The 25,947-nt window shown below is 73.1% G+C and carries 24 protein-coding genes; 15 read left to right on the forward strand and 9 right to left on the reverse strand.

The features are described 5' to 3' along the window. Window positions 1-123: 123 nt before the first annotated feature. On the forward strand, window positions 124-1,038 hold the full coding sequence (mltG, locus tag AB0G56_RS18585) for an endolytic transglycosylase MltG (protein ID WP_360970376.1): 915 nt from the start codon (window positions 124-126) through the stop codon (window positions 1,036-1,038). A 78-nt stretch (window positions 1,039-1,116) separates the two neighbouring features. On the opposite strand, the gene AB0G56_RS18590 is transcribed toward mltG, so the two are convergent. Then, on the reverse strand, window positions 1,117-2,196 hold the full coding sequence (locus AB0G56_RS18590) for an NAD(P)-binding domain-containing protein (RefSeq protein WP_360970378.1): 1,080 nt from the start codon (window positions 2,194-2,196) through the stop codon (window positions 1,117-1,119). 58 nt (window positions 2,197-2,254) lie between these two features. Here AB0G56_RS18590 and AB0G56_RS18595 point away from each other — a divergent pair, with 58 nt between their 5' ends. Further along, window positions 2,255-2,677, forward strand: a complete 423-nt coding sequence (locus AB0G56_RS18595; protein WP_360970380.1) for a secondary thiamine-phosphate synthase enzyme YjbQ — start codon at window positions 2,255-2,257, stop codon at window positions 2,675-2,677. A 790-nt stretch (window positions 2,678-3,467) separates the two neighbouring features. Here the strand turns inward: AB0G56_RS18595 and AB0G56_RS18600 are convergent. Next, window positions 3,468-4,475, reverse strand: coding sequence for a LacI family DNA-binding transcriptional regulator (locus AB0G56_RS18600; protein ID WP_360970382.1), 1,008 nt, complete (start codon window positions 4,473-4,475; stop codon window positions 3,468-3,470). A gap of 534 nt (window positions 4,476-5,009) precedes the next feature. On the opposite strand from AB0G56_RS18600, the gene AB0G56_RS18605 reads away from it, so the two are divergent. The 9 genes from AB0G56_RS18605 to AB0G56_RS18645 all read left to right on the forward strand — a co-directional run bounded on the left by AB0G56_RS18605 (window position 5,010) and on the right by AB0G56_RS18645 (window position 13,815). After that, a complete protein-coding gene (locus AB0G56_RS18605; protein WP_360970384.1) occupies window positions 5,010-5,546 on the forward strand; it encodes a sigma-70 family RNA polymerase sigma factor in 537 nt (178 codons plus the stop codon). A gap of 207 nt (window positions 5,547-5,753) precedes the next feature. Further along, a complete protein-coding gene (locus tag AB0G56_RS18610) occupies window positions 5,754-6,395 on the forward strand; it encodes a hypothetical protein (RefSeq protein WP_360970386.1) in 642 nt (213 codons plus the stop codon). Between the two features lie 136 nt (window positions 6,396-6,531). Then, entirely contained in the window at window positions 6,532-8,079 is a 1,548-nt protein-coding gene (locus tag AB0G56_RS18615) for an AarF/UbiB family protein (RefSeq protein ID WP_360970388.1), read from the forward strand. Between the two features lie 312 nt (window positions 8,080-8,391). After that, on the forward strand, window positions 8,392-9,282 hold the full coding sequence (locus AB0G56_RS18620) for an SAM-dependent methyltransferase (protein ID WP_360970390.1): 891 nt from the start codon (window positions 8,392-8,394) through the stop codon (window positions 9,280-9,282). 5 nt (window positions 9,283-9,287) lie between these two features. Then, entirely contained in the window at window positions 9,288-9,755 is a 468-nt protein-coding gene (locus tag AB0G56_RS18625) for a hypothetical protein (RefSeq protein ID WP_360970392.1), read from the forward strand. Then, window positions 9,752-10,813, forward strand: a complete 1,062-nt coding sequence (locus tag AB0G56_RS18630) for a DUF2156 domain-containing protein (RefSeq protein WP_360970394.1) — start codon at window positions 9,752-9,754, stop codon at window positions 10,811-10,813. Before AB0G56_RS18625 ends, AB0G56_RS18630 begins: the two co-directional genes overlap by 4 nt. A 205-nt stretch (window positions 10,814-11,018) precedes the next feature. After that, window positions 11,019-11,999: a VlmB-like protein gene (locus tag AB0G56_RS18635; RefSeq protein ID WP_360970395.1), complete on the forward strand. Its 981-nt coding sequence runs from the start codon at window positions 11,019-11,021 to the stop codon at window positions 11,997-11,999. A 54-nt stretch (window positions 12,000-12,053) separates the two neighbouring features. Further along, on the forward strand, window positions 12,054-13,106 hold the full coding sequence (locus tag AB0G56_RS18640; protein WP_360970397.1) for an acyl-CoA desaturase: 1,053 nt from the start codon (window positions 12,054-12,056) through the stop codon (window positions 13,104-13,106). A 70-nt stretch (window positions 13,107-13,176) separates the two neighbouring features. After that, entirely contained in the window at window positions 13,177-13,815 is a 639-nt protein-coding gene (locus AB0G56_RS18645) for a hypothetical protein (protein WP_360970399.1), read from the forward strand. Window positions 13,816-13,886: 71 nt separating this feature from the next. On the opposite strand, the gene AB0G56_RS18650 is transcribed toward AB0G56_RS18645, so the two are convergent. The 7 genes from AB0G56_RS18650 to AB0G56_RS18680 form a co-directional block, all read right to left on the reverse strand. Beyond that, entirely contained in the window at window positions 13,887-14,765 is an 879-nt protein-coding gene (locus AB0G56_RS18650) for an alpha/beta fold hydrolase (RefSeq protein ID WP_360970401.1), read from the reverse strand. Between the two features lie 91 nt (window positions 14,766-14,856). Continuing rightward, window positions 14,857-15,528, reverse strand: a complete 672-nt coding sequence (locus tag AB0G56_RS18655) for a flavin reductase family protein (RefSeq protein WP_360970403.1) — start codon at window positions 15,526-15,528, stop codon at window positions 14,857-14,859. After that, on the reverse strand, window positions 15,521-16,006 hold the full coding sequence (locus AB0G56_RS18660) for an SRPBCC family protein (RefSeq protein ID WP_360970405.1): 486 nt from the start codon (window positions 16,004-16,006) through the stop codon (window positions 15,521-15,523). The genes AB0G56_RS18655 and AB0G56_RS18660 overlap by 8 nt, the downstream gene beginning before the upstream one ends. A 111-nt stretch (window positions 16,007-16,117) precedes the next feature. Then, window positions 16,118-17,518, reverse strand: a complete 1,401-nt coding sequence (locus tag AB0G56_RS18665) for an aminotransferase class III-fold pyridoxal phosphate-dependent enzyme (RefSeq protein ID WP_360970407.1) — start codon at window positions 17,516-17,518, stop codon at window positions 16,118-16,120. Continuing rightward, entirely contained in the window at window positions 17,515-18,612 is a 1,098-nt protein-coding gene (locus AB0G56_RS18670) for an SDR family oxidoreductase (protein WP_360970409.1), read from the reverse strand. The genes AB0G56_RS18665 and AB0G56_RS18670 overlap by 4 nt, the downstream gene beginning before the upstream one ends. A 220-nt stretch (window positions 18,613-18,832) precedes the next feature. Further along, entirely contained in the window at window positions 18,833-19,966 is a 1,134-nt protein-coding gene (locus AB0G56_RS18675) for an acyl-CoA dehydrogenase family protein (RefSeq protein ID WP_360970410.1), read from the reverse strand. 201 nt (window positions 19,967-20,167) lie between these two features. Continuing rightward, window positions 20,168-20,746, reverse strand: coding sequence for a TetR/AcrR family transcriptional regulator (locus AB0G56_RS18680; protein ID WP_360970412.1), 579 nt, complete (start codon window positions 20,744-20,746; stop codon window positions 20,168-20,170). Between the two features lie 261 nt (window positions 20,747-21,007). Between AB0G56_RS18680 and AB0G56_RS18685 the strand changes: the two genes are divergently transcribed. From AB0G56_RS18685 to AB0G56_RS18700, 4 genes are read left to right on the forward strand one after another with little or no spacing between them, the layout of a single operon-like run. Beyond that, entirely contained in the window at window positions 21,008-21,595 is a 588-nt protein-coding gene (locus AB0G56_RS18685; RefSeq protein ID WP_360970414.1) for a 2Fe-2S iron-sulfur cluster-binding protein, read from the forward strand. Beyond that, window positions 21,592-22,584, forward strand: coding sequence for a xanthine dehydrogenase family protein subunit M (locus tag AB0G56_RS18690; protein ID WP_360970416.1), 993 nt, complete (start codon window positions 21,592-21,594; stop codon window positions 22,582-22,584). The genes AB0G56_RS18685 and AB0G56_RS18690 overlap by 4 nt, the downstream gene beginning before the upstream one ends. Continuing rightward, window positions 22,581-24,722 (forward strand): xanthine dehydrogenase family protein molybdopterin-binding subunit, encoded by a 2,142-nt coding sequence (locus tag AB0G56_RS18695; protein WP_360970417.1) that lies wholly within the window; start codon window positions 22,581-22,583, stop codon window positions 24,720-24,722. Before AB0G56_RS18690 ends, AB0G56_RS18695 begins: the two co-directional genes overlap by 4 nt. Then, window positions 24,715-25,911: an XdhC family protein gene (locus tag AB0G56_RS18700; protein ID WP_360970419.1), complete on the forward strand. Its 1,197-nt coding sequence runs from the start codon at window positions 24,715-24,717 to the stop codon at window positions 25,909-25,911. Before AB0G56_RS18695 ends, AB0G56_RS18700 begins: the two co-directional genes overlap by 8 nt. The last annotated feature ends 36 nt before the right edge of the window (window positions 25,912-25,947 follow it).

The raw sequence follows: 25,947 nt of genomic DNA on the forward strand, positions 1-25,947 counted from the left end.
CGGCGGACACCGGCACGGAACCGGCCAGGGGCGCCCGGCCGGAGCCGGCGAGAGGCGCCGGACTGGAGCCGACAAACTGACGATATGCCGGGTTTGTGAACTCCGGAGCGTTACCGTGCCCGCATGCACGCGAACACTCCGCCACAGAAGACTGTCGCACTGACGCGGAGGGGCCGACTGGTCCTCCTCGTCTCCGGGGCCGTCCTGGCCGGCACCGCCGTGGTGGTGCCGCTGCTGACCCTGCGCAACGACGGAGCGGTGCGCCCGCGCACGCTGGTGATCCCGGAGGGCTGGCGGGCCGCCCAGGTCTACGCCGCCGTCGACAAGGCGCTCGCGCTGCCGCCCGGCAGCACGAAGCAGACGGCCGCCGAGGCGGGTCTGAAGCTGCCGGACGCGGCGGAGGGCAATCCGGAGGGGTACCTGTACCCGGCGACGTACCCCGTCGACGGCAGGACGACCCCGCTGTCGCTGCTGTCCGCCATGGTCACCACCGCCGACAGGAAGTTCTCCGCGGCGCCGGTCGCCGCGGGCGCTCCCCGCCCCTCGCTGTCCCTCTACCAGGCCGTGACCATCGCGAGCATCGTCCAGGCGGAGTCGGCCACCAGGGCCGACATGGGGAAGGTGGCGCGGGTGGTCTTCAACCGACTGGAGCACGGCATGCCGCTCCAGATGGACTCCACCCTGAACTACGGCCTCGGCCGCACCGCGGCCCGCACCACCGCCGAGGACACGCGGATCACCAGCCCGTACAACTCCTACCGGCGCATGGGGCTGCCGCCCACCCCCATCGACAACCCCGGCGAGGACGCGCTGCGCGCCGTGTACGACCCGACCCCGGGCGACTGGGTGTACTTCGTCACGGTCAAGCCCGGTGACACCCGCTTCACCTCCGACTACGCCCAGCACCAGCGCAACGTCGAGGAGTTCGACGTCCGGCGGCGGAGCCCTGCCCGTCAGATCCCTGCGCGGCAGAGCCCCGGGCGGGCAGGGAGCGAGCAGCCGGGTCACAGCCCCGGTGCGCAGCCGACCACGAGCTGAGCCGGAGCCGATGCGGCGGTCCCGCCTCCGGACCCTCGGGCGGCGCCGGTCGTGTCCTGCGCGACGACGGCCGCGTCCTCACGCAGCCACGGCCGGCTCCCCGGCCAGCAGCCGCCGGATGTCCCGGACGGCCGCGCGCCCCGCCCGGCTGGCCCCCACCGTGCTCGCCGAGGGACCGTAACCGACCAGGTGGACGCGCGGATCGGCGACGGCCCGGGTCCCCTCCACGCGGATGCCGCCGCCCACCTCGCGCAGCCGCAGCGGCGCCAGGTGGTCGAGTGCGGCCCGGAACCCCGTCGCCCACAGGATGACGTCGGCCGCCAGGCGCTGCCCGTCCCGCCACTCCACTCCGTCGGGCGTGATCCGGGCGAACATGGGCCGGCGGTCCAGGACGCCGTCGCGCAGTGCCTGCCGCACGGCGTCGTTCAGGGGGAGGCCCGTGACCGAGACGACGCTGCGGGGCGGCAGTCCTCGTCGGACCCGTTCCTCGACGAGCGCGACCGCGGCACGGCCCGCGTCCTCGTCGAAGGGCCCCTCGCGGAAGACCGGCGGCCGTCTGGTCACCCAGGTGGTGGCGGCCGCGTACGGCGCGAGTTCCATGAGGTGCTGGGTGCCGGACGCGCCGCCGCCCACCACGATCACCCGCTGCCCGGCGAACTCCCGCGGACCGGCGTACTGCGCGGTGTGCAACTGCCGCCCGCGGAAGGTCTCCTGACCCGGGTAGCGCGGCCAGAACGGACGGTCCCAGGTGCCGGTCGCGTTGATCAGCGCGCGCGTCGACCACACGTCCTTCGAGGTCTCCACCAGCAGCCGCCCACCGGGGCCTTCGCGCACGGCGCGTACGTGCACAGGCCGCCGCACCCGCAGGTCGAACGTGCGCTCGTACTCGGCGAAGTACTCGCCGACGACGTCCGCGGACGGCCGCGCCGGGTCGGCGCCCGTCAGCTCCATCCCCGGCAGCGCGTGCATCCCGTGCACCTTGCCGTACGTCAGTGACGGCCAGCGGAACTGCCAGGCGCCGCCCGGCCCGGGGGAGTGGTCGAGCACGACGAAGCCGTGATCCGGTTCGAATCCGGTGCGCCGCAGGTGATGCGCGGCCGCCAGGCCGGCCTGACCGGCACCGACGACGACCACGTCGACCTCGTGTGTGCTGTTCACGCAGGCACCAACCGAGTGGGGGGCGCGGATCTTCCCCGGGATCGACGAGGATGGGTGCATGTCACATGCCTTCACCACCCGAGTGCTGCACGTCGCCTCCGGTTCACGGGAGCGGGTCGTCGACCTCACCCGCGACTGCGAGACCTTCCTGCGGGAGGCCTCCGACGGCCGTGACGGCCTGCTGAACCTGTTCGTACCGCACGCCACGGCCGGTATCGCGATCATCGAGACGGGCGCGGGCAGCGACGACGACCTCCTGGCCGCCCTGCACACGCTGCTGCCCGCCGACGACCGCTGGCAGCACCGCCACGGCAGCCCCGGTCACGGCCGCGACCACGTCCTGCCCGCCCTCGTCCCGCCGCACGCGACCGTCCCGGTCCTCGGCGGACGCATGGAACTGGGTACCTGGCAGTCGGTGTGCCTGGTGGACACCAACGTGGACAACCCGGACCGCCGGGTGAGGCTGAGCTTCCTCGGCTGACCGGGGCGGACGCGGGGCGGGCGGGCGGAGGGCGCGGGCCTGTGGGACGCCCGACTGCGCGCCTCCCCGCGCGGAAGGGACGGACCTGCCGACGCCACCGTCGCCGAGCGTCAGGAGCGGATCCTCGCCGCGGTCCGCAAGCACGGCATCGTGCGGCTCGTGCGGCCCTGGTGCAGTCAGGGGGCAGCAGTGACCGTAGGCGTAGGCGTCGCGCTGCCGGCCGATCGCGGCCTGGTCCGGCGCATGCACGGCGGCTTCGCGCTGCCGCGCCGGGCACAGGCGGCCCTGCCGGGGGAGGGCGTGCGCGGCGCCTGCGGCCCGAGGACGACGGGTTTCCTGGCCGGCACCGTCATGCTCTCGGTGGAGCACTACGGGCCGCCCGTCATCCAGGGGCGCAGACCACCGAGGCCGAGGGCAGGCGAGCCTCGCGCCACGACGACCCTTCGGCCCCACGCTCGCCCAGGACGCTGCCACGCCCGCGCACGCCCGTGACGCCGGTCTCGCGGTGCGCCGCCTCGCCTGCCCGGGGCACCGCCGGGTCGAGTTGATCGACACCTGGGCGAGCCCGACCCGCAAGGCGCCGCGCACCGGCCGGCAGGACGCCGTACGGTGCGGGGACACCGCCCCCGAAGACGTGAACTACTGCGCCCTGGCGGCCCGTTCGGATGCGAGGGCCTGCTGCGGCCGGAGATCCGGCTGTGCAGAGGGGTGGTTCACCTCGCGCGGACCGGAGGGCCGGACGGGGTGCTCACGCAGGTTCCGGGGCCCAGGGATCGACGGTCCGCGGAGGTCACGTCGTGGCACCGCTTCCGCGGGCGCGGGGCGCCGCCGTGCTGCGCCGGACCACCAGCCGGGTGGGGACGAGCGTGGTGCCGCGCTCCGTCCCGCTCTCGCGGACCTGGCGCAGGACCCCTTCCACGCACAGGCGCCCCACCTCGGCGAAGTCCTGGTGCACGGTGGTGAGCGGGGGCAGGAAGGACGCGGACTCCGGAATGTCGTCGAAGCCGATGACGGAGATGTCCTCGGGCACCCTGAGCCCCCGCTCGTGCAGGGCCCGCAACAGCCCCAGCGCCATCTGGTCGTTGGCCGCGAACACCGCCGTGCAGTCCTCCTGCCCGGCGAGGTGGAGGCCCGCGCGGTAGCCGGAGTCCGCCGACCAGTCGCCGCGCACCACCGGCGGCGGCACCCGCCCCTCCTCGGTCAGTGCCGCGCGCCAGGCGTCGGCCCTGCGCTGCGCGGCGAACGACTCCTCGGGGCCGGCCAGGTGCCACACCGTGCGGTGTCCGAGGCCGAGCAGGTGCCGCACCGCGTCCCGGGTCCCGCCGGTCTGGTCGGTGTCGACCACGGTGTACCTGTCGCCCGCGTCCGAGTCCGCCACGACCACGGTGATGTGGGGCGGCAGGGAGAGCCGGGCCGCGTCGAGCAGGTGCACCTCCATGATCACGATGGCTGCGTCGACGGCGAGTTCGCCGAGCCGGGAGAAGGCGCCGCGGACCTCGTCCTGCGTGGGCACGGCGACGGGGAGCAGGGTGACCGCGTACCCCTCCTGCGCGGCCGAGGTGGCGATGGCCTCCAGCGTGCGCATGTTTCCCGTGGTGGACAGGGTGAAGGTGATGACGCCGATGGTGCGGAACTCGCCGCGCTTGAGGGCGCGGGCCGCACTGTTGGGCCGGTAGCCGAGTTCCTTCATGGCGGCGAGCACCTGCTGCCGCGTCTCCTCGTTCACCCCCGGGAAGCCGTTGGAGACGCGGGAGACGGTCTGCGAGGAGACACCGGCCAGACGTGCCACGTCCGCCATCGACACGCTCCGCCTGCGTCCGGCGGTACGCCCCGCGGCCGTCGTGGTCCGGGAGCGCCGCCCACCGCGCGCCGAGGCGCTGTCCGCTGCTTCCACCGTCTCCCTCATCCGTGCGCCGGCCGGGGCGGCGCGTCGCGGCCACCCGTAGCCCGTACCGGTGCGGTGGGGGCAGGTCGGCACCGCATGTTTACGTGAACGTATCAGCCGAGCGAGCGGCGGCGCTCCCGCGCGATCCGCCGGCCGGGCGCGGGGTGCTGTCCGTGCCCGCGGGAAACCCGACACGGAAACCTGTCATGCTTTACCCAGTGCTGGGACGTTTCCGCGCCTGGCGGTACGTTTCCGCTGGGCGGATTCATCGCCGGGAGACTTCCTGAAGGCGGCCCTCTGGCCTCTTTCTTATGGCACGCTAGCACGAAGCGGAACCTGAGGTACCGCACCTCTTGCGACCTTCACGCGGATGAGTGGACGTCCAGATCCCCTGTTTGCTGATGTTCCGGGCAGGACACTTTCCCGGGTGACGGGCGGAGGGATTTCGTGGACTGTTCTGAAGAGTTCAATCGTTCAAAAGAGTTCCAGCGGGAATTCTCCTGGGATGTCATTGCCGGCCACCGCGAACGCCTGATGCGCCTGGTGCGCCGCCGGCTTCCGAACGCCCAGGACGCGGAGGACTGCGTACAGGAGGCAATGCTCCGGGCCGCCGCGCACGGAAACCTGGACCGGGAGCGGATCGGCCCCTTTCTGACGTCGGTCGCCCTGCGCCTGTGTGTCGATCACTACCGTGAGCAGGAACGACGTCGTCGGCTGCTGCGGCGTGCGGCTGATGCGCGCGCCCCCGAACTGCCCGACGAAGGCGTCTGCGACCAGGACTTCGGGCGCTGGCTGCTCGGACAGGTCGACCTGCTGCGCGGCCGGGAGCGCCAAGTGGTGCTGGCCCGCGCCCAGGGGATCTCCACGCTTGAATTCGCGCGGATGCACCAGATCTCGGTGAAGGCCGCAGAGGGAGCTTTCACCCGGGGTCGGGCCCGGCTGCGCCTGGTGTGCGCCCGCGCGCTGGACGGTGCAATGGCCTGAACCATAAATGATCGCGTGCGATCGGCAACACGTTCCGTAGATTCCGCGAGTTCCGTGAGTGTGGCGGTGAGTGGAATTCACGAGAATGATCCCCCTGGTTGAGGGATCGCATTTCGGGGCTCATTTATCGGGCTCCATGAAAAATCAACTCCGGATTTCGGGGGACTGCTCCCCGGGCTCCGTGAGGCACATGAAAGGGAAGTGGCCGTGGGGAAGAACAACACGCAGGACACCATCAAGGATCTGATCGGGGACATCGCCGACAGCACGAAGAAGGCCTTCGACGAGATCCTCGACCGGAAGGACGACGACCGCAGCGCCCTCGACTGGCTCGGCCCGGTCAACCCGTACCAGGCGCTCACCGGCCTCCCCGGTGACGTGCTCCGAACCGTCAGCGCGCTCTCCGCCCTCGGCGGGGTTGCCAACCCCGTCGCAGCGCTGGCCAGTGCCGCCAACGCCGCGGCCGGCGGCAACCCGCTCGCCGCGCTGACGGGCGCCGCGGGCAACCCGCTCGCGGCGCTCGGTGGCGGGGGCGGCAATCCGCTGGCCGCGCTGACCGGCGCGGCGGGCGCCGCCAACCCCCTGGGCGCCCTCACCGGCGGCGGCAATCCGCTCGGCGCGCTCGCGGGCGGCGGAAACCCCCTCGGGGCGCTCGGCCAGGTCGCGGGCGGCGCGGCCTCGGCCGTGTCCGGTGCGGCGGGCATGGCCGAGGGGCTGGCCGCGCTGCCCGCCCAGCTCGCCCAGCTCACCGAACTCGTCGGCAACCTGGCGAGCGTGCTGGAGAACGTCCAGAAGGTCGCGGGACCGCTCGCCGGCGTGAGCACGCCGGCCGCCCGCAAGGCCACCTGAGCCCGTCCCGGCTCCCGTGCCCACCGGGCGGAAGCCCCCTCCCGCCCGGTGACCCCCTCACAGGACCGACGCGATCCGTCCGGGACGTCCCGGACATCCGCCGGGACGTCCGTCAGACATCAGGAGGATGTGGCACATGAGTGCCCCGCTCGGCAGCCGGCTCCGGCTGGTGGTGAAGGTGCTGGGAAGTCTCGTCACCGACGAGGTCGGCCAACTGGCCCGGACCAGGCGGCAGTTCGGCCGGGAATCCCCGCCCGTGGGCACGTCCTCCGAGGGGGAGGGGGCCCGCCGTGCGCGAGCGGTCCGCCAGGCCCTGGAGAGTCTCGGCCCGTTCTACGTCAAGCTCGGGCAGATCCTGTCCACGCGGCCCGACATGGTGCCCCCCGCCATGATCGCCGAACTCCAGAACCTCCACGACCAGGTCGACGTCCAGCCGTTCTCCGTCTTCGAGCCCGTACTCGAGGCGGAGCTGGGCCCGGACTGGAAACTCTGCTTTGACGACGTCGACACCACCCGCCCGCTCGGCGCCGCCTCGCTGGCCCAGGTGTACCGGGTGCAACTGCCGGGCGGCCGGCCGGCCGTCGTCAAGGTGCAGCGCCCCGGCATCCGCGACACCGTACGCGCCGACATGGCGCTGATGCGCAAAGCGTCCCGGATCCTGGCGCGCACCGCGCCCCGCTTCAACGAGGTCATCGACGTGGAGGCGATGCTCGACTCCATCTTCGACGCCATGGAGCCCGAGCTGGACTTCACCGGCGAGGCCCGCAACATGGACGAGGCGCGCGAGAACATCCGCCGCTACCCGACCCTGGAGGTGCCCCGCGTCGTCCACGCCACGCCCAAGGTGCTGGTGCAGTCGCTCGCGCCGGGCACCTCCGTCCGCCACGCCGACCGGCGCGCGTTCAGCGACCGCGAACGCATGGACATGGGCAAGGACCTGCTGCGGTTCATGTACCGCGGCTACTTCGTCGACCGGATGTTCCACGCCGATCCGCACGCGGGCAACGTGTTCGCCCGCCCGGGCGGCCCGGCCACCCTCATCGACTGGGGTATGGTCGGCCGGCTCGACCGGCGCACCAGCCTGCGCCTGCTGCCGCTGCTGATGTCCATCGCCCAGAACGACGGGCACGGACTGGCCTGGGCCTGGGCCGACATGGGCCGCGTCACGGCCTGGTCCAACCTGCCGGCCTTCGCCTCCGACATGGCGGCACTGGTTCCCAAGGTGGCCACGGCCTCCCTGGAGGACATCAACTTCGGGGTGTCCCTGACCACCGTGCTGGAGAAGGCCACACGACGCGGCATCGGCTCCGCGCCGTCCATCTCGCTGCTGGGCAAGTCCTTCGCCAACCTCGAAGGCTCGGTGCGCTGCCTGGCGCCGGACATCGCCCTCGCCGAGGTCTTCAAGTCCGAGGTGCGCGGCATCATCGTCTCGCTGCTGCGCGAGTACTTCTCCCTCGACCAGGTCGCCCGCAACACCATGGACCTGCTCACCGCCGTGACCTCGGGCCCCGAGCAGTGGCGCGGGGTGCTCGCGGACGCCGCCAACCGCCGCTTCGCCCTCCAGGTCAACGAGCCGTACACACCCTCCTCCCTGGGCGGCCAGCGCCCCTGGTCGCCCTCGCGCGGCCTGATGGCCCTGGGCGCGGCGGCCCTCCTGCTCGACCGCCGCCGCGCACCGCGCTGAGCCGCGCCGCCATCCCGCTATGCCGACCCGCAGCCCTGCCGACCCGCAGCCCCGCCGACCCGCCGACCCGCAGCCCCGCCGACCCGCAGCCCTGCCGACCCACTGACCCGCCGCCCCGCCGACCCATCAAGCCGACCGACGCCGCACACCCCGCCGACCCGAGCGTCTGCCGGGCCGTCCGCCTGACGCCCCCGGCCCCGCCTGCCGAACCGGCCGGGCGGGCCCGGGCGCCCGGACGGCCGGTGCCCCGGCGCCGCCGCTCGTCCCGGCGAACCATCCGTGTGCGCACCCTCCGACGAAGGATCTCGACCGATGCCCATGCTGCTGCCGCACGACGACACCCCCCACGACACGGAGTCCGCCTCCGCCGGGCTGGACGGCGTCTCCGGAACGGCCCTGTGGACCGTGCGGATGCGTGCTCAGGAGTCCGCCCGCGCCGACGCCCTCTTCGACGACCCGCTGGCCGCCGAGTTCCTCACCCGTGCCCGTGAGGTGGGCACCCCGCCCGGCAGCGGGCTGCTCCAGCAGGTGCTCCCGGACTGGCTGGCCGTGCGCACCCGGTTCTTCGACGACCACCTCCTCGCCACCACCCGCGCCGGCTGCCCGCAGGTGGTCCTGCTGGGCGCCGGGCTCGACACCCGCGCCCACCGGCTCGACTGGCCGGCTTCGGTCCACCTCTTCGAGGTCGACCTGCCGGCCGTGCACACCTTCAAGGAACGTATCGTCGCCGCGCACCCGCCGGCCGTCGCCCGGCGTGTCCCCGTCCCCGCCGACCTCCTCGCCGACTGGTCCGGCGCGCTGCTGGCCGCCGGGTTCGACCCCGAGCGGCCCACCGCGTGGCTGTGCGAGGGGCTTCTCTTCTACCTGGCGCCCGAGGCCGTGGACCGCTTGGTCGCCACCGTCGGCGAGCTGTCCGCGCCCGGCAGTTCGCTCGGCGCGGAGTGCCTGAACGCCGAGGCCGCCGACTCGCCCTTCGTCCGGCCCTGGCTGGAGGCCCTGTCCGGCTCGGGCACCCCGTGGGTGTGGCACCTCGCGGACGCCGAGCACTGGTGGGGCGAGCGCGGCTGGGACGCCCAGGTGGCCGACCTGCTCTCCCTGCCGTACGCCCTCGAACGCTTCGCACCCCACCTGGCCGCCCATCCCGGCCTGGAGAAGCAGAGCATGCTCCTGGTGACCGCAACCCGGCCCGCCGGCGGGCGGTGAGTGCGATGGACGGCCACAACCTCTGCCAGACACCGACCACCTACCGGCTGCTGCGCCTGGAGTACCTGCTCGGACTCCTCGTGGCCACCGGGTTCTTCCTGGCCCACCTCGCCGAGGTCCGCTGGTGGGTCGCCGCCGTGCTCTTCCTCTACGTCGACCTGATCGGCTACCTGCCGGGCGCCGTCGCCTACCACCGCAGCCCCGACCGGCGGATCTCCCGCGTCTACTACGTCCTGTACAACACCATGCACAGCCTGAGCGTGCAGGGCGCGGTCCTCGGCGCCTGGGTGCTGGCGCACGGCTGGGAATGGGCGCTGCTCGTCCTGCCGATCCACCTGTTCGGCGACCGCGCCCTGTTCGGCAACTTCGTCAAGTCCTTCACCGTGTCATTCGAACCCCGCCCGCACCCCTCGGTGCAGTCCGCGCTGCGCGACTTCGCGTCCGTGCCCTGGCACCAGGCGGCCACCCGATGAGCACCCGGCAGGCACGGCAGCCGTCACCGCGACCGCGGCGACCACAACCGCCGCAGTCCCTCGCCGACGACGAGGCCTACGCCATGCTGCGCCGCCACGCCGGTCACAGCAGCGCCTTCCTCGCCCTGAACGCGGGCAACCGCCGCTTCCGCACGGCCGGCGTCGACGGCTTCGTCCCCTACCGGGAAGGCGGCCGGCGGCACCTGTTCCCGCTGGGCGGCCCGGTCTGCGCCGCCGGCGACCGGGACCGGCTGCTCACCGCCCTGCTGGAGCGGGCCGGGAGCGAGGGCCGCCGGGTCACCGCCGTCCAGCTCCCGCGACCGGCCGCCGAACTCCACGCCCGGCACGGTTTCACCGTCAACCAGTTCGGCGCATCCTTCAGCATCCACCTCGACGGGTACAGCCTCGGCGGACAGCGCATGGTGAAGGTGCGCAACATGGTCAACCGGGCCCGCCGCGAAGGCGTCACCGTCACCGAGGTGACCGCCGGCGAGCGCGCCGACCCGGAGGTCACCGCGGCCCTCGACGCCGTCGACCGGGCCTGGCTGCGCGACAAGGGCCGCCACGTGAAGGAGCTGGACTTCCTCATCGGCGAGCGCGGCGGTCCCGGCGCACCACACCGGCGGCTGTTCACCGCCCGCCACGCGGGACGGACGGTCGCCTACGTGTCGTACTCGCCCGTCTTCGGCGAGTGCGGCGGCTGGCTCTACGACCTGACGCGGCGGCTCCCGGACGCCCCGCCCGGGACGGTCGAGATGGTCTTCGCCACCGCCTTGCGCCGCTTCCAGGACGAGGAGTGCGCCTGGCTCCACCTCGGCTTCACCCCGTTCGTCCAGCTCCGGCCGGACGCGTGCGCCTTCGGGCCCACCAGCGGCGTGCTGCGGCGCTGCCTGGAACTCCTCGCCGCCAAGGGGCAGGCCATCTACCCGGCGGCCACCCAGGAGTCGTTCAAGCTCAAGTGGCGCCCGCAGCTGATCGAGCCCGAGTACCTGGCCTTCCAGGGCGGGGTCACCCCCGGCGCCGTATGGCGGCTGATGCGGCTGACCAAGGCCGTGTGACCCCCCTGCCCGGCACACCCTCACCGACCGGCGCGACCGAAGCACCCCTCGCCGACCGGCATGGCGGCAGCACGCCCCTCGCCGGACAGACGCGGCCGCCGCACGTCCTCGCCGACCGGCACGACCGAAGGACGCCCCCGCCGACAGCCACGACCGGCACACCCCTCGGCAACAGGCACGACCGAACATGAGCAGAAAGGCAGAAATGACCACATCCGTCGCCCACGGCCCGGCCCGCACCACCGCGATCCCCGCGGAGGCCGACCGGCACCGCGCCCCCAGCCTCCTCGACGGCGCGCTGCACGCCGACCTGACCCCGGAGGGCTGCGACCTCGGCTACTGGTTCCGCGCCGTCCCCGACGGCACCCTCGCAGGGGACCCGATGGGCCGCACCCCGGACATCACCGTGCCCGAGCACATGCTGTGCGAAGGACCGCTGCGGCAGGCGGTGATGCAGGAACTGGCCTTCCGCTCCATGGCCGAGGAGAAGGCGGCCCGCGCCATCTCCTACCTGGTCGCCCACGCCCCCGACCTCAGCGGAATGGACTTCTACACCACCCAGCTGATGGACGAGGCCCGGCACGCCTACGCCTTCCGCGGCCACCTCCTGGAACTCGGCGTCGAGGAGAGCGGCCTCGAAGCCACCATGGAGGAACTCGCCGGCGCCGACCGGGACGCAATCCTCGCCCCGCTGGAGGAGTTCGGCCTCGAAGTCCTGCGCGACCGACGGGACTACATCGGCGGCGTCATCACCCTGACCGTCCTGGTGGAGGGCGTCCTCGCGCCCACCGCGGAACTCAGCGAACGCAAGTGGCGGCCCTTCGACCCCGCCGCCGCCCAGATCGAACGGGCCGCCGGCATCGACGAGATCCGCCACCTGTCGGTGGGCACCACCATCGTCCGGCGGCACCTGGAACAGCACCCCGAGGAGCGGGAACGGATCGGCGACCTCATCGCCCGCGGCGCCGGGCTGTGGTCCGGGCTGCCCGTGCGCGAACTGACCCTGCGGCGCGAGCAGCTCTACCAGCAGGGCCTCGAACAGCACCGGGACATCGCCGGTGACTACGAGGTGTGGCCGGGCCGCCGGCTGGCCGACACCACCGCCGAGGAACGGATGGTGACCGCCGCCGAGTGGGCCGAGACCACCCAGCGGGCACGCCTCGCCGACATGGGGCTCGCGCCGTGAGGAGGCCCCCGCATCCCGCACGACACCGAGAACGAAAGGGCTGGTGGCACCCCCATGACCGACATCCCGGCAGTCGACTCCGCACCGCGTGAACCGGGCGCGGCGGAGGAGGACTTCCGTGAACTGACCCGGCGCGTCACGGCAGCCGGACTGATGAGCCCCCGCAAGGGGCAGTATGCGGCCGCCATCGTCACGGTGTGGCTGATGAACGCCGCCGGCTGGGCGGCGCTCGCGCTGAGCGACGGCAGTTGGTGGCGGGCCGCCCTGGCCGCGGTCTGGCTGGCGGTGTGGCACGAACAGCTCGCCTTCCTGCTGCACGACGCAGGCCACCGGCAGATCAGCCGCTCCCAGAAGACCATCCGCGCGCTCGGCCTGATCCACGGCAACCTCATGCTCGGGGTGTGCTTCGGCTGGTGGGTGCAGCACCACAACAGGCACCACAACCACCCCAACCACCTGGAGCTGGACCCCGACATCCTGCGCCGGGTCGCCATCTTCGCGCCCGAACAGGCCCAGCAGCGCACCGGGTTCGCGCGTTTCCTCGCCGCCAACCAGCGCTACCTCTTCTTCCCGCTGCTCGGCCTGGAGTCGGTGGTGCTGCGCATCGCCGGGGTCATCGCCCTGCGCCGGCGCGCGGTGCGCAGGCCCTGGCTGGAGGGCGGCCTGATGGCCCTGCACGCGGTGCTCTTCTTCGGTGCGCTGTTCTGGCTGCTGCCCTGGCCGAGCGCCCTGCTCTTCCTCGCCGTGCACCAGGTCCTGCTCGGCTACCTGCTCGGCCTCGCCTTCGCCGTCAACCATAAGGGGCTGCCCACCCGTACCGGCGGCGAGTGGAGCTGGCTGGAGCGCCAGGTGCTCACCTCCCGCACCCTGCCCACCGGCCTGATCGGCGACTTCTTCTACGGCGGTCTCAACTACCAGATCGAGCACCACCTCTTCCCGGGCATGCCGCGCTCCGCCCTGCGGCACGCCTACCCCCTCGTCAAGCAGTTCTGCGCCGAGCGCGGCATCGCCTACACCGAGACCGGGGTCCTGGAGTCCTACCGGGACCTCTCACGCCATCTGGGTTCGGCGAGTGAGGTCCTGCGCTCCGGCACCGTCACCGCCTGACACCCCACCCCCGTACGCGCCCCCGGCCCGTACGCACGCCGTACACAGACCGCAAGAGAGGAACCAGCGGATGAAGACCGCTCGGACCGCCACCACCACACCCTCGGCTCACCGGCCCAGGATGCGCAGAGCGCTCCTGCCCGCCGCGCTGCTCGCCGGCCTGGGCCTCCTCGCCCCGGCCGCCGTCGCCGCTCCGGCTGCCGCCCCGGCACGGGTCGCCGCTCCCACCGCGGCAGCGGACCCGGGTCCCGTCCCCGACCTCGTCTGCCGTCTCGAGGCCGAAGTGAACTTCAGCCCGCCGCTCGGCCTGCTCACGCGGGAGGCGCAGGTGACCGGGCACATCGGCTACCGCGACTGCCGCTCGCCCGACGGTGCCGCCCCCGAGTTGACCGACATCGTCTTCCACGTCTTCGGCACGGGCCGCTTCGGTGCCGTGCCGGTGCCGACGTTCTCCGTGGAGGGCACCGGCCGCGGCATCTGGAACATCGGTGAGGAGGGCTCCCTCTACTTCAAGGGCGAGCTGAAGAAGGGCAGTCCGGTGCCCGACCGCACGGTGACCAGCGGCCCGCTGGCCGGCGACGGGATCAACGGCCTGCAGATCCCCGTGCCCCGCTTCGACAAGATCGACCCCAACGGGGTCGCCGGGTTCGACGTGGTCGGACAGGTGTGCTTCTGGAACGGCGAGAAGGGCCGGTGCACCGCGTACTGAACCCCCTGAACACACGGAAGTGGGGTGAGGCCCGAGGGGGCCTCACCCCACTTCTTCGTGCTCCGGGCCGCTCAGCCGTCCAGAGCGCGGAGCATCTCCCGCAGCACGACGGGGTCGTACGGCATCGCCATGTGCGTGGTACGGCTGTCCGGGGAGAGTTCCTGCAGGCACAGGTTGGTGACCTCGTGGTCCGGCTCGCTGGGTGTGAGCCGCTGGGACGTGGGCGGCTGGACCACCTCGTCCCGTGTGGACCAGATCACGGTGTACCGCACCCCGGCGACGGTGTCGCCGGACGACGTCAGCTCGCGCACGAACTCCGAGTCGTGCAGCAACTGGACGAACGCCGGGCTGACCCGGAACAGCAGCTCCTCCTCGACGATGTCGCGCACCCCGACCGCCTGGCGCACCAGGGCCGTCAGGCCCTCGACGGTGACCCCGTGACTGCTGGGCGCGATGCCCACCACCCGGCGCACCTTGCCCGCGCCGCCGAGGGACTTCAGGTAGTAGAGCGGGATCATCCCGCCCTGCGAGTGGCCGACGAGGTCCACCTGGGCCGCGCCGGTGTCGGCGAGCACCCGGTCGACGAACGCGGCCAGCTCGCGGGTGGACAGGCGGATGTCGGCGAGGCCGTACAGCCTAGGCAGGGTCGGCAGTTCCCCGTAGTTCAGCCGGAAGACCCGGTGCCCGGCGGCCTTGAGCGCCGGTACGGCCTCCCGCCAGATGTACTGCCGGTCGCCCAGCGTGCCGTGCACGAGGACGACGGGGCACGGGCGCTGGGCGTCCGGGGGGCGGCCCCAGTCGTCGGTGGCGGCCGCTGTGTCGAAGGCAGCGGCGACTCCGTGGCCCGCGGCGGTGGCGTTGCCGGAGAGCCGCTCGGGCGAGCGGGTGAGTTCGGTCCGCGCGTCGTCGGCGTTGACGCCGGGGAGTGGGGGGAGTGGGGGCAGGGACATACGACCTCCTAGGTCGGTCATGGGGGTGAGCGGATACGCGGACGCCCGGCCGGTGGAGCAGATGGCCGGGCGTCCTTGCGGAGGAGAACGGTCAACTTTCCTCGGCCCGCGGTGGGAGAGAGGCGAGTGGAAGAGACGGGAGTGGCGGAGAGGGGAGCGGTGGAGACGTGTGTGGTGGGGAGGAGAGTGGTGAGGGGGAGCGTGGCAGAGAGGTGAGTGTGTGGAAGGCCCGGTCGTGCCACAGGAGCGGCCGGCCGGAGCCGGCCTCCACGGCCCGCACCCGGCCGACGACCGCGTCGTGGTCGCCGTACCGGCGTACGTCCTCGACGAGACACACCGACCAGGCGAGCGCCTCGGACACCACCGGCACACCGAGCACGTGCCGTACCGGCACCCCGCGGAACCGCGCGGTGGGGGACAGGGCGGCGTCGGCGAAGCGCTCCGCCACCCCGCGCTGCCGGTCGGTGAGGAAGCTGACGGCGAACTCGCCGCGCTCCTTGAGGGCGGTCAGTGTCTGTGAACCGCTGCGCAGGCAGGCGAGCAGCAGCGGGGGCCGGGCCGAGACGGAGGTGAGGGCCGAGACGGTCATCCCGGCCGGCCGGCCGGCGGCGTCGAGCGCGGTGACCACGGTGACCCCGGCGGCCAGCCTGGTGTAGAGGCCGAGGCAGCGCAGGGCGTCGGGGCCGGGTTCGTCGCGCAGGGTGTCCCAGCTCGCGGTGGGCGAGGTTCCCGGGGTGAGCGGGGCCAGGGCGAGTTCAGCCACGGACGGGGGCCGCCGTCCGTGGCAGCGGGACCGCGGGTGCCGAGGTGACGGAGCCGAGCAGTCCGCCCAGGATGCGCTCGATGTTGGTGCGCAGGGTCGACTCGGCGACCGGGTCCAGCATGTCGGCCAGTGTGGGAATGCCCAGGTCGAACCCGGCATCGAAGGTCACGACGGTGCCCGAGCCGGCCGGCGCGCACCGCCAGGTGCCCTCGAACACCTCGAAGTCGCCGCGCAGTTGGGTGAAGCCGAGGGTCAGGCGTTCCGGATGGAACGAGTCGCGCTCCGACCACCGCATCAGGCCGTTGCGGAAGCGCACGGTCCAGTCCGACACCACCGTGCCGTCGGCGCCGGGCGGATGCACCACCACCTCGCGCACGGTCTCGGTGACGTCCGGATAGCGACGGAAGTCGCGGATCCGCTCGTAGGCGGCTTCGGGGCTCACGTCCTGGGCGTTCATCCGTACGGTCACACGACGCATGGGGATACCTTTCGTGACTTTCGTAGCTTTCATGGCTTCGGGAGAGGGCAGACGGGAGAGAGGAGACCGGAGGTCAGAGAAGGGGAGGGGCAGGAGCGGGAGGGGCGGCGTTCAGCCGATCCGGGCCGCCACCGCGTGCAGCGCCTCGCTCAGGGTGGTGAGGAAGAGCCGCAGCTCCTCGTCGGTGACGACCGCCGGCGGGGTCAGACGCAGCACACGGCCCGCGTTGAGGGAGTGGTTCACCAGGACGCCGCGCCCGACCAGTTCGAGGATCAGCTCGCCCACGGCCTGCTCCGCGGCGAACTCCAGCCCGACCAGCAGGCCGCGCCCGCGCACCTCACGGACGAGACCGCCCGTGTACGGCGTACAGGCGGTGCGCACACCGTGCAGCAGCCTGAGCCCGAGCGCGCGGGCCCGCCCGGGAACGTCCTCGCGTTCCGTCGTCTCCACGGCGGCCAGCGCGGCCGCGCAGGCGAGCGGCGAGGCCGCGAAGGTGGAGGTGTGCAGGTAGGGGTCGCGCGAGAAGGGGGCGTAGGCCTCGTCGGTGGCCACCATGGCGGCGACCGGCACCACCCCGCCGCTCAGGCCCTTGCCGACGAGCAGCACGTCGGGGCGGACGTGCTCGGTGTCCACGCCCCACCACGAACCCAGCCGCCCGAGACCCGTCTGGATCTCGTCGACGATCAGGAAGGCGCCGTGTGTGCGGCACAACCGTCCCACGTCGGCCAGGTAGCCGGGCGGCGGGATGCGGACGCCGCCCTCGCCCTGCACCGGCTCGACGATCACACAGGCCCGTTCGCCGAAGCGGGCGAGCACGTCCGCCAGGGCCTCCCGGTCCCCGTACGGCACCGCCGAACTGTCCGGCAGCAGTGGGCGGAACGGATCCTGGTAGGTGGGGTTGGCGGTCGCGCTGAGTGCGCCGAGGGTCTTGCCGTGGTAACCGCCGACGGTGCTGACCAGCGCGGTGCGCCCGTGGGCGCGGGCCAGCTTGAGACCGGCCTCGGTGGCCTCGGCACCGGAGTTGACGAAGTGCACCCGGTCCAGGCCGAGGGGCGTGTGCGCGGCCAGTGCGGCGGCGGCGCGGGCGGCGACCGGCTCCAGGAACACCCGGGTGGCCAGTGGGTGGGCGTCGATCTGACGGTGCACGGCGGCGGTCACCGCGGGGTGCCGGTGGCCGAGGATGAAGACGCCGTACCCGCCGAAATCCAGATAGCGGCGGCCGTCCGCGGTGTGCACCCAGGCGCCCTCGGACGCCGTCTCCACCATGCCGCCCAGCACCTCGCCCAGCACCGCGCGGCCGGCGGCCAGGTGCTCCCGGTAGAGGCGGGCGGTGTGCGCTTCGTCGACAGGGAGGTCCGCGGGCGGCTCCGCCGACGGCTGCCCCGGCGCTTCGCGGGCTTCGACGGTCGGGGGTACTTCCGCTTCTTCCCGGACCGCCGGGTCTTGCGGGTCTTGCGGGTCTTGCGGGTGTTCCGGGCGAGGGGCCGCTACGGCGGTGGGGGGCGCCGTCATGACGCCAGCTCCCGGGGTGCCGAATCCTCCTGGAGAGCGGGCCGGGTCCGCCGCTGCCGCCGCGGGCCCGCGGGACCGGCCGCCCAGGCGGTCAGGTTGCTCAGCAGCGCCCGGCGCAGGTCGTCCTTGGTGACGGCGGTGCCGCAGTGCGGGGAGCCCAGGGAGGAGTCGAAGGGCAGGGCGCGCTGGAAGACCAGCAGCAGCTCCGCGTACGTCTGGAAGCGGCGCCGCAGCGACTCGGGGAAGGTCGGGCCTTCGATGAGCGGGAGCAGGAGCCGGTGCACCGACTCCACCGGGATCAGCCGCGGGGGGTGCGGGCGGGGCCCGTAGCGGTCGGCGAACTCCAGGCAGACGTCGACGACTTCGCATTGCAGGAGCGCCTCCGCGCCGGCCGTCAGCCAGTACTCGCCCTGGGTGACGCCACCGCGCAGCAGGTCGCCGATGGCGCGGGCGACGAGGTCCTGGGGCACCATGTCGATGCGTGCCCCGGGTTCTCCGGGCAGCACCGGGACCTGGCCCTTCACGATGGCGCCCAGGGCCCGGGTCAGCCCCTGGGCCCCCGCGATCCGGCCGGTGACGGAGTCGCCCATCACCACCGAGGGGCGCAGGATCGTCGTCGGCACCGGCGCCTCGCGCACCGCCTGTTCGGCCGCCGTCTTGGAGGCCAGGTAGGCGGCGGCGCCGGGGAAGCGCCGCTGCTCCTCGGTGGCCAGCGGGTTGGCCACGAAGGCGGTGCTGATGTGGTGCAAGGGTGCCTGCGCCCGGGCGGCCAGATCGAGCATGGTGGCGGTGCCGTCGAGGTTGGCCCGCCAGATCGCCTCGGGTTCGGCCTTCCAGTTGGTGGCCGCGGCGGAGTGCACGACGACGTCCACGTCGGCGGCGAGGCGCGCGAACTCGGCACGGGAGAGGCCGAGGCCCGGCTCCAGCAGATCGGCGCGGACCTCTTCGACCCGGGGGTCGTCCACGGGCGTGCGGTGGCGCAGGCAGATGATCCGGAAGCCGGGCGACAGCTCCTCGATGAGTGCCCGCCCCAGGACGCCGGAGCCCCCGGTCAGCAGGAGTACCGGGCGTCGGGTCGGCGGTAGATGAGGCATGCGGAAGATCCCCTCGGTCGGAGGCAGGACGGTGGCGGAGGACCGCGGTCCCGGCCGGGCCGTGACAGGCCGGCGGCACAGGAACGGAAGAGCGGCCGCAGAGCAGCGGAAGAGCAGCGGAGAAGCAGGGCCGGGCACCGGCCGGGTGGTGGCGGAGCACAGCAGGGCGGTGCGGTGGCGGGGTGGTGGGTAGTCGGTGGCCGGGCCGGGCGTATGGGGCTCAGGCCACGGTCAGCGTCCCGTCGGACAGGTACGCGGCCAGTGGTCCGGTCATCCGCGACCGGGACGGCGGGTGGAGGGCGAGACCGTTGGTACAGGCGGCGAGGTAGCCGACCTCGTCGGACGTCATGAAGTTGAGGCCCCCGAGGAGTTCCACCGCGCGCGGGACGATGCGGGACAGGGCGTCCTGGACGCCGTAGCGGACGTAGAGCGATTCGGCCAGCGTGGACTCGTCGGGGGTGCTCTCGTCCACGCGGCGCGCGAGTCCCTCCACCGCCGCGGCGGCGCTCTCGGTACTGATCAGCAGGGCGACCCGTTCGCTCTCGGGCACCCGGTCGTTCAGCAGCACCCGTTCCACCAGGCCGCTGGCCGCCCCGAGGTAGCTGCCGGTCATCAGCAGCTCGAACCAGACCAGGCCGATCGTCTGCACCTCGTCCAGCCGGGCGCCGGGCGGGCACGCGGTGCGCACCATGAGGTCCGGCGGCACCAGCACCCCGTCCAGGGTCACCTGGTCGCTCTCCGCCCCGGCCAGGAAGCCGCTGGACCAGAAGCCGCTGACGCTCAGGCCCTCGCTGGCGGCGGGGACCAGGGCCACGGCCAACTCCTCCCCTTCCCCGTCCTCGCGGGGCACGAGCACGCTGGCGGTCAGCAGGTCCATGGAGCGGGCCAGGCTGCACGGCCGCTTCACGCCCGTGATCCGCAGCCCCTGCGGGGTCGCAGTGGCGGACATCGACGGCGACAGGATGCCGGCGCCGCTGCGTCCCTCGGCGAACCCGGAGGCCATCAGCTGGTTCTCCGTGGCGACGGCCTGGACCAGCATCCACTCCAGGCCCTCACCGGCGTTGCTCAGTCCCACCAGGGTCGCCATCGAGAAGTGGTGCATGGTCGTCGCCACGGCGAGTGAGGGCGAGCGGCTGCCGAGGGCGCGCTGCACCCGTACGGCGTCCAAGGCGGAGGCCCCCCGTCCCTGGAGCGACGCCGGGGCGAGCAGCCCCGGTCCGCCGCTGTCGCGGAAGAGCCCGATGCCCGGGCTGCCGGGCCGTTCGAGGGTCATCAACGGCACGGCGCGCAGGCTGTCGTCGAGCCCCGGCAGCAGTTTGGTGAGGGCCGCGCGTTCACGGTCCAGGAATCTCATGTCGTCCCCTGCTCCTTGGTTCGCGGGCGCTGCCGGCGGCGACGGTTCACGGTGTCGCTGTCGTGGCAGCGTCACTTGTGTTTACGCGCGGGGCGCGAGGACCCCTCGGGGCGAAATGGGGTGACATGAAAGGGACCGCGGGAGAGGCGACGGCCGGCGGGGGAGGGCGCGGTGGGGCGCGGGGGATCGCGGGAGGGCTTCTCAGGTGCCGGGCGCACCGACGCGCAGGCCGTCCATGACGAGGTCGAGGAGGCGGCTCGCGCGGGCCTGCCAGTCGCCGTGCGGGTCGAGCTGCCAGATGCCGGCGATGGCGAGGACGAAGTCGTCGGCGCTGACGCCGGACCGGATGGTGCCGGCCTCCTCCGCGGCGCGGAGCAGGAGATCGGCCGCGGTGGACAGGGGTGTGTGCCCGGGTTTCGCCGGGCTGCCGGGTCCGCTGGTGGCCTGGCGGATGGCGTCCGCGAGCCCGGCCTTGGTCATCGCGAACCGGGCCAGTCGGTCCATCCACTCCCGCAGCGCCCGGTCGGGGGGCCGGCACTCCAGCAGCTCGGCCGCGCTCTCGGAGACCTGCTGCATCTCGTGGCGGTAGATCTCCAGGACGAGTGCCTCGCGGTTGGGGAAGTTGCGGTAGAACGTCCCCTGCCCCACGCCCGCCTTCCTCGCGATCAGGCTGAGCGGGGCGTCCGCGCACCGGGTCAGCTCGGCCACCGCCACTTCCAGGATGGTCTCGCGGTTGCGTTGCGCGTCCGAGCGCAGAGGCGTGTGCTTCTTCTGCTGCACTCGTCCTCCTTTCGGGTGCGTCGCCGACCCGGCCTTGCTAAGCGGACAGCTGTCCGGTAGTTTTTTCGATAGCGGACAGCTGTCCGCTTGATGTCCACTCTAACGGTAGCCAGTGCTTTTTCGCCACGTACAGTGCCCCTCTTCCTGCTTCCGGACTCCTTGCCCCGCATCGCCCCGTTTTCCTGATCCGTCATCCGTCATCCGTGGGCGATGCCCGACTCTCTCGACGTGTTTCCGCCGCACATGCGAAAGAAGCTGATCATGGACCCAGCCACCTCGTCGACATACAGCCCGATCACCTTGAACATCAACGGCGAGAAGCATGCGCTGACCGTCGACCACCGCACCACGCTGCTCGACGCGCTGCGCGAGCGGCTCGATCTGACCGGCACCAAAAAGGGCTGTGACCAGGGGCAGTGCGGTGCCTGTACGGTGCTCCTCGACGGCCGCCGGGCCGTGGCGTGCCTCCAGCTGGCGGTGGCGGCCGAGGGGCGTGAGATCACCACCATCGAGGGCATGGCCGAAGGTGAGCACCTGCACCCGGTGCAGCAGGCCTTCCTCGACCTCGACGGCTACCAGTGCGGCTACTGCACCCCCGGTCAGATCTGTTCCGCCGTCGCCATGATCGAGGAGCACGCGGCAGGCTGGCCGAGCGCCGCGACCGATGACGTGCGCCCCGAAGCGGGCCCGCCGCCGCTCACTCCCGAGGAGATCAAGGAGCGGATGAGCGGCAACCTGTGCCGCTGCGGCGCGTACGCGTCGATCGCCCAGGCGGTCGCCCGGGCCGCCGCGACCGTGCGGCCCGACGCCGACGCGTCGGCCGCGGAGAACAAGGAGGCCGTGGCATGAGGGAGTTCGGTTACGAGAGGGCCCAGGACATCGCCGGCGCCGTCGCACTGCTCGACGCCGACCCGGACGCCCGTTTCCTCGGTGGCGGCACCAACCTCGTCGACCTGATGAAGACCGGCATCGAGCGGCCCACCCGCCTCGTCGACGTGCGCGAACTCCCCCTCGACGGCATCGAGGAGACCGAGGACGGAGGACTGCGCATCGGTGCCACGGTCACCAACAGCGACCTGGCCGCCCATCCCGAGGTGCGCCGCCGCTACCCGGCTCTGACGCAGGCGGTGCTGGCCGGCGCCTCGGGACAGCTGCGCAACATGGCCACCGTCGGTGGCAACCTCCTCCAGCGCACCCGCTGCGGCTACTTCACCGACGTCACCCGGGCGTGCAACAAGCGCGTCCCCGGCAGCGGCTGCCCCGCGATCGAGGGCGAGCATCACAACCACGCGATCCTGGGCGCCTCCGAGCACTGCGTGGCCGTCCATCCCTCCGACATGGGCGTGGCCCTGACCGCCTTCGACGCCGTCGTCTCCTACCGGACGGCCGACGGACCGGGCAGCCTGCCGCTCGCGGACTTCTACCTGCCCGTGGGCGACACCCCCCACCGGGAGACCGCCCTGCCGCCCGGCGCGCTGATCACCGGCGTCACACTGCCGACCGCCCCGGTCGCGCGCACCTCGCGCTACCGAAAGGTGCGAGAGCGCGCCTCCTACGCCTTCGCCATCGGCTCGGTGGCCGCCGCACTCGACGTCCAGGACGGTCTCGTGCGCGAGGCGCGCCTGGCCTTCGGCGCGGTCGCCTCCCGCCCCTGGCGGGCACACGCGGCCGAGCGGGCCCTCACCGGGGCACCGGCCGACGCCGCCGCCTTCGCCGCCGCCGCGGACGCCGAGCTGGCGGCGGCCGCCCCGCTGCCCCACAACGGATACAAGGTGGCCCTCATGCGCAACCTGGTGGTGGCCGTGCTGACCGAACTCGCCGAGGAGGCCGCCCGATGACCACCGCCACCGGAACACGTACGAACGTCCAGGGCTCCGTCGGCACCGCGCACACCCGCGTGGAGGGCCGCGACAAGGTCACGGGAGCCGCGCGCTACGCCGGCGAGATCCCCTTCGCCGACCTCGCCCACGGCTGGCTGGTGCTGTCCACCGTGGCCCGCGGCCGGATCCGGTCCGTCGAGACCGCGCCCGTCCTCGACATGCCCGGCGTCCTCACCGTCCTGCACCACGGGAACGCCCCCCGCCTGGACACCGACTTCATCGGCCTGCTGGGCACGCCGCCCGACCCCACCTGCGCCCTCTTCCAGAACGACCGGGTGTCGCACCTGGGCTGGCCGGTGGCGCTGGTCGTCGCCGAGACCTCCGAGCAGGCCCGGGAGGCGGCCGAGGCCCTCGTCGTGCACTACGAACAGGAGCCCCACGACACCGACTTCTCCGCCGACCGCACCGACGCCTACGCGTTGGAGGGCCACATGCCGGCAGTGGTCGAGAAGGGCGACCTGGACGCCGAACTCGCCGCCTCCGCCTTCGCCCTGGACCAGGAGTACACCACCCCTGAAGAGCACCACAGCATGATGGAGCCGCACGCGGCCACCGCCCTGTGGGACGGCGGGCGGCTGGAGGTCGTCGACTCCAACCAGGGCGCCACCTGGGTCGTCGGCGAACTGGCCAAGCTGTTCTCGCTCGACCCGTCCGCCGTGCGGGTGCGCTCCGAGCACGTCGGCGGAGGCTTCGGCAGCAAGGGCGTGCGCGTCCACCAGGTGGGCGCCGTGATGGCCACCACCGTCCTGCACCGTCCGGTCCGCGTGGTCCTGACCCGCCGTCAGATGTTCTCGCTGACCGGCTACCGCAGCCCCACCGCGCAGCGCGTCAGGCTCGGCGCGGACGCCGACGGACGCCTGCGCGCGCTGGAACACCTGTCCCTCAACCAGACCTCCGCCGTCCACGAGTTCGTCGAGTCGTGTGCCGCCCCCTCGCGGGTGATGTACGACGCAGACGCCCACCACACCGCCCACCGGATCGTACGTCTGGACGTACCGACCCCGACCTTCATGCGCGCGCCGGGCGAGGCCCCGGGGTCCTTCGCGCTGGAGTCGGCGCTCGACGAACTGGCCGAGAAGTGCGGCCTCGACCCCATCGAGCTGCGCCGGCGCAATGAACCGGAGCGGGGCCCCGCGTCCGGACTGCCCTTCAGCGGCCGCAACCTGGAGGCCTGCTTCCGCGAGGGCGCCCGCCGGTTCGGCTGGGCGGACCGGGACCCGCGCCCCGGCGTGCGCCGTGAGGGCCGCTGGCTGCTCGGCACCGGCATGGCCGCCGCGTCGTTCCCCTCCGGAGCCGGGCCCTCCACGGCGGTCGTCACGGCCGAGGCGGACGGCACCTTCACGGTGCGGATCGCCGCCGCCGACATCGGCACCGGCGCCCGCACCGCACTGGGCCTCATCGCCGCCGACGCCCTGGAGACCACACCGGACAAGGTCCGGGTGCGGATCGGGGACAGCGACTTCGGACCGGCGATGATCGCCGGTGGTTCCATGGGCACCCGCTCCTGGGGCTGGGCGATCACGATCGCGGCCCGTGAGCTGCGGGAGCGGCTGGCGCTGGGCTCCGACATCCCGCCGGAGGGCATCACCGTCCGGTCGGACACCACCGAGGCCCTGGGCGCCCTCGCCCGCAAGGAGCGGCACTCCTTCGGCGCGCAGTTCGCCGAGGCCGCCGTGGACGTCACCACCGGCGAGGTCCGGGTGCGCCGGATGCTCGGCATCTTCGCGGCCGGCAAGATCGTCAACCCGCTCACCGCACGCAACCAGCTCGTCGGCGGCATGATCTGGGGCATCTCCATGGCGCTGCACGAGGAGGCGGTCCGCGACCGGGCCAGCGGCGGCCTCTACGGCGCCGACCTCGCCGGCTACCACGTCGCGACGCACGCCGACGTACCACCGCTCATCGAGGCCGACTGGGTCGACGACCCGGACCCGGAGGACCCGGTCGGGATCAAGGGCGTCGGAGAGGTCGGCATCGTCGGAGCGGCGGCGGCGGTCGCCAACGCCGTCTGGCACGCCACCGGCGTCCGCCACCGCCACCTGCCCATCCGCCCCGACCGTGTCCTAGGGGCGGCCACAGGGGAGCCGCATGCTTGACATCGCCGAGGAACTGCACCGCTGGATCGAGGAGGGTCGCGCCTTCGCCGTCGCCACCGTCGTGGCCGTAGGCGGCAGCGCGCCGCGCGGCCCGGGCGCGGCCCTCGCCGTCGACAGCGAGGGCACCGTCATCGGCTCGGTCTCCGGCGGCTGCGTGGAGGGAGCGGTCTACGACCTGTGCCGCCAGGCGCTGGAGGACGGCACCACCTTCCTCGAACGGTTCGGCTACAGCGACGAGGACGCCTTCGCCGTCGGACTGACCTGCGGCGGGATCATCGACATGATGATCACTCCGGTCGCGGCGGACGCACCCGTGCGGACGGTGCTCCGGGCCGCGCTGTCGGCCGCCCTCCGGGGCGAGCCGCTGGCCGTCGCCCGGATCGTGCGCGGTCCGGACCACCTGCTCGGCGCGACGGTACTGGTCCGTCCGGACCAGCGGCCGGACGGGCCGGGCGGTCCGGATTCAGGTGCGGACGGGAGGGACGAGGGTGCGGACGGCAGCGGATTCGACGACCATCCGGAGGCGGCCCGTACCGCGGTGGCCGAGGCCCGGGCTCTGCTGGAGGCCGGCCGCACGGGGACGGTGGAACTGTCCGAGGACGGCTCCCGCTGCCCCGGCGGTCTGACCCTCCTCGTCGAATCCAGCACGCCGCCGCCCCGCATGATCGTCTTCGGGGCGGTGGACTTCGCCGCAGCGCTGGTCAGAGCGGGCAAGTTCCTCGGCTACCACGTCACGGTGTGCGACGCCCGGCCCGTCTTCGCCACCCGGGGCCGCTTCCCCGAGGCCGACGACATCGTCGTCGACTGGCCGCACCGCTACCTGCGGGACACCTCCGTCGACCGGCGCACGGTGCTGTGCGTGCTCACCCACGACGCCAAGTTCGACATACCCCTGCTGACGGTCGCGCTGCGGATGCCGGTCGCCTTCGTGGGCGCGATGGGCTCGCGCCGCACCCATGAGGACCGCCGGCGCCGGCTGCGCGAGGCAGGCGTGAGCGAGGAGGAGATGGACCGCCTGCGGTCCCCGATCGGCCTGGACCTCGGCGCACGGACCCCGGAGGAGACGGCCCTGTCGATCGCGGCGGAGATCGTCGCCGCCGGTCGTGGCGGGACGGGCGCCCCGCTGACGGGCTCCCAGGGCCCGATCCACCACGACCGAGCCCGGCCGGGAGGCACCCGGGCGGCGTGACAGCCCGGGCGCCGCGAGCCGGACAGGACATCGCGC

Source organism: Streptomyces sp. NPDC021356 (assembly GCF_040641015.1).
In the GTDB taxonomy this organism is placed as follows: domain Bacteria; phylum Actinomycetota; class Actinomycetes; order Streptomycetales; family Streptomycetaceae; genus Streptomyces.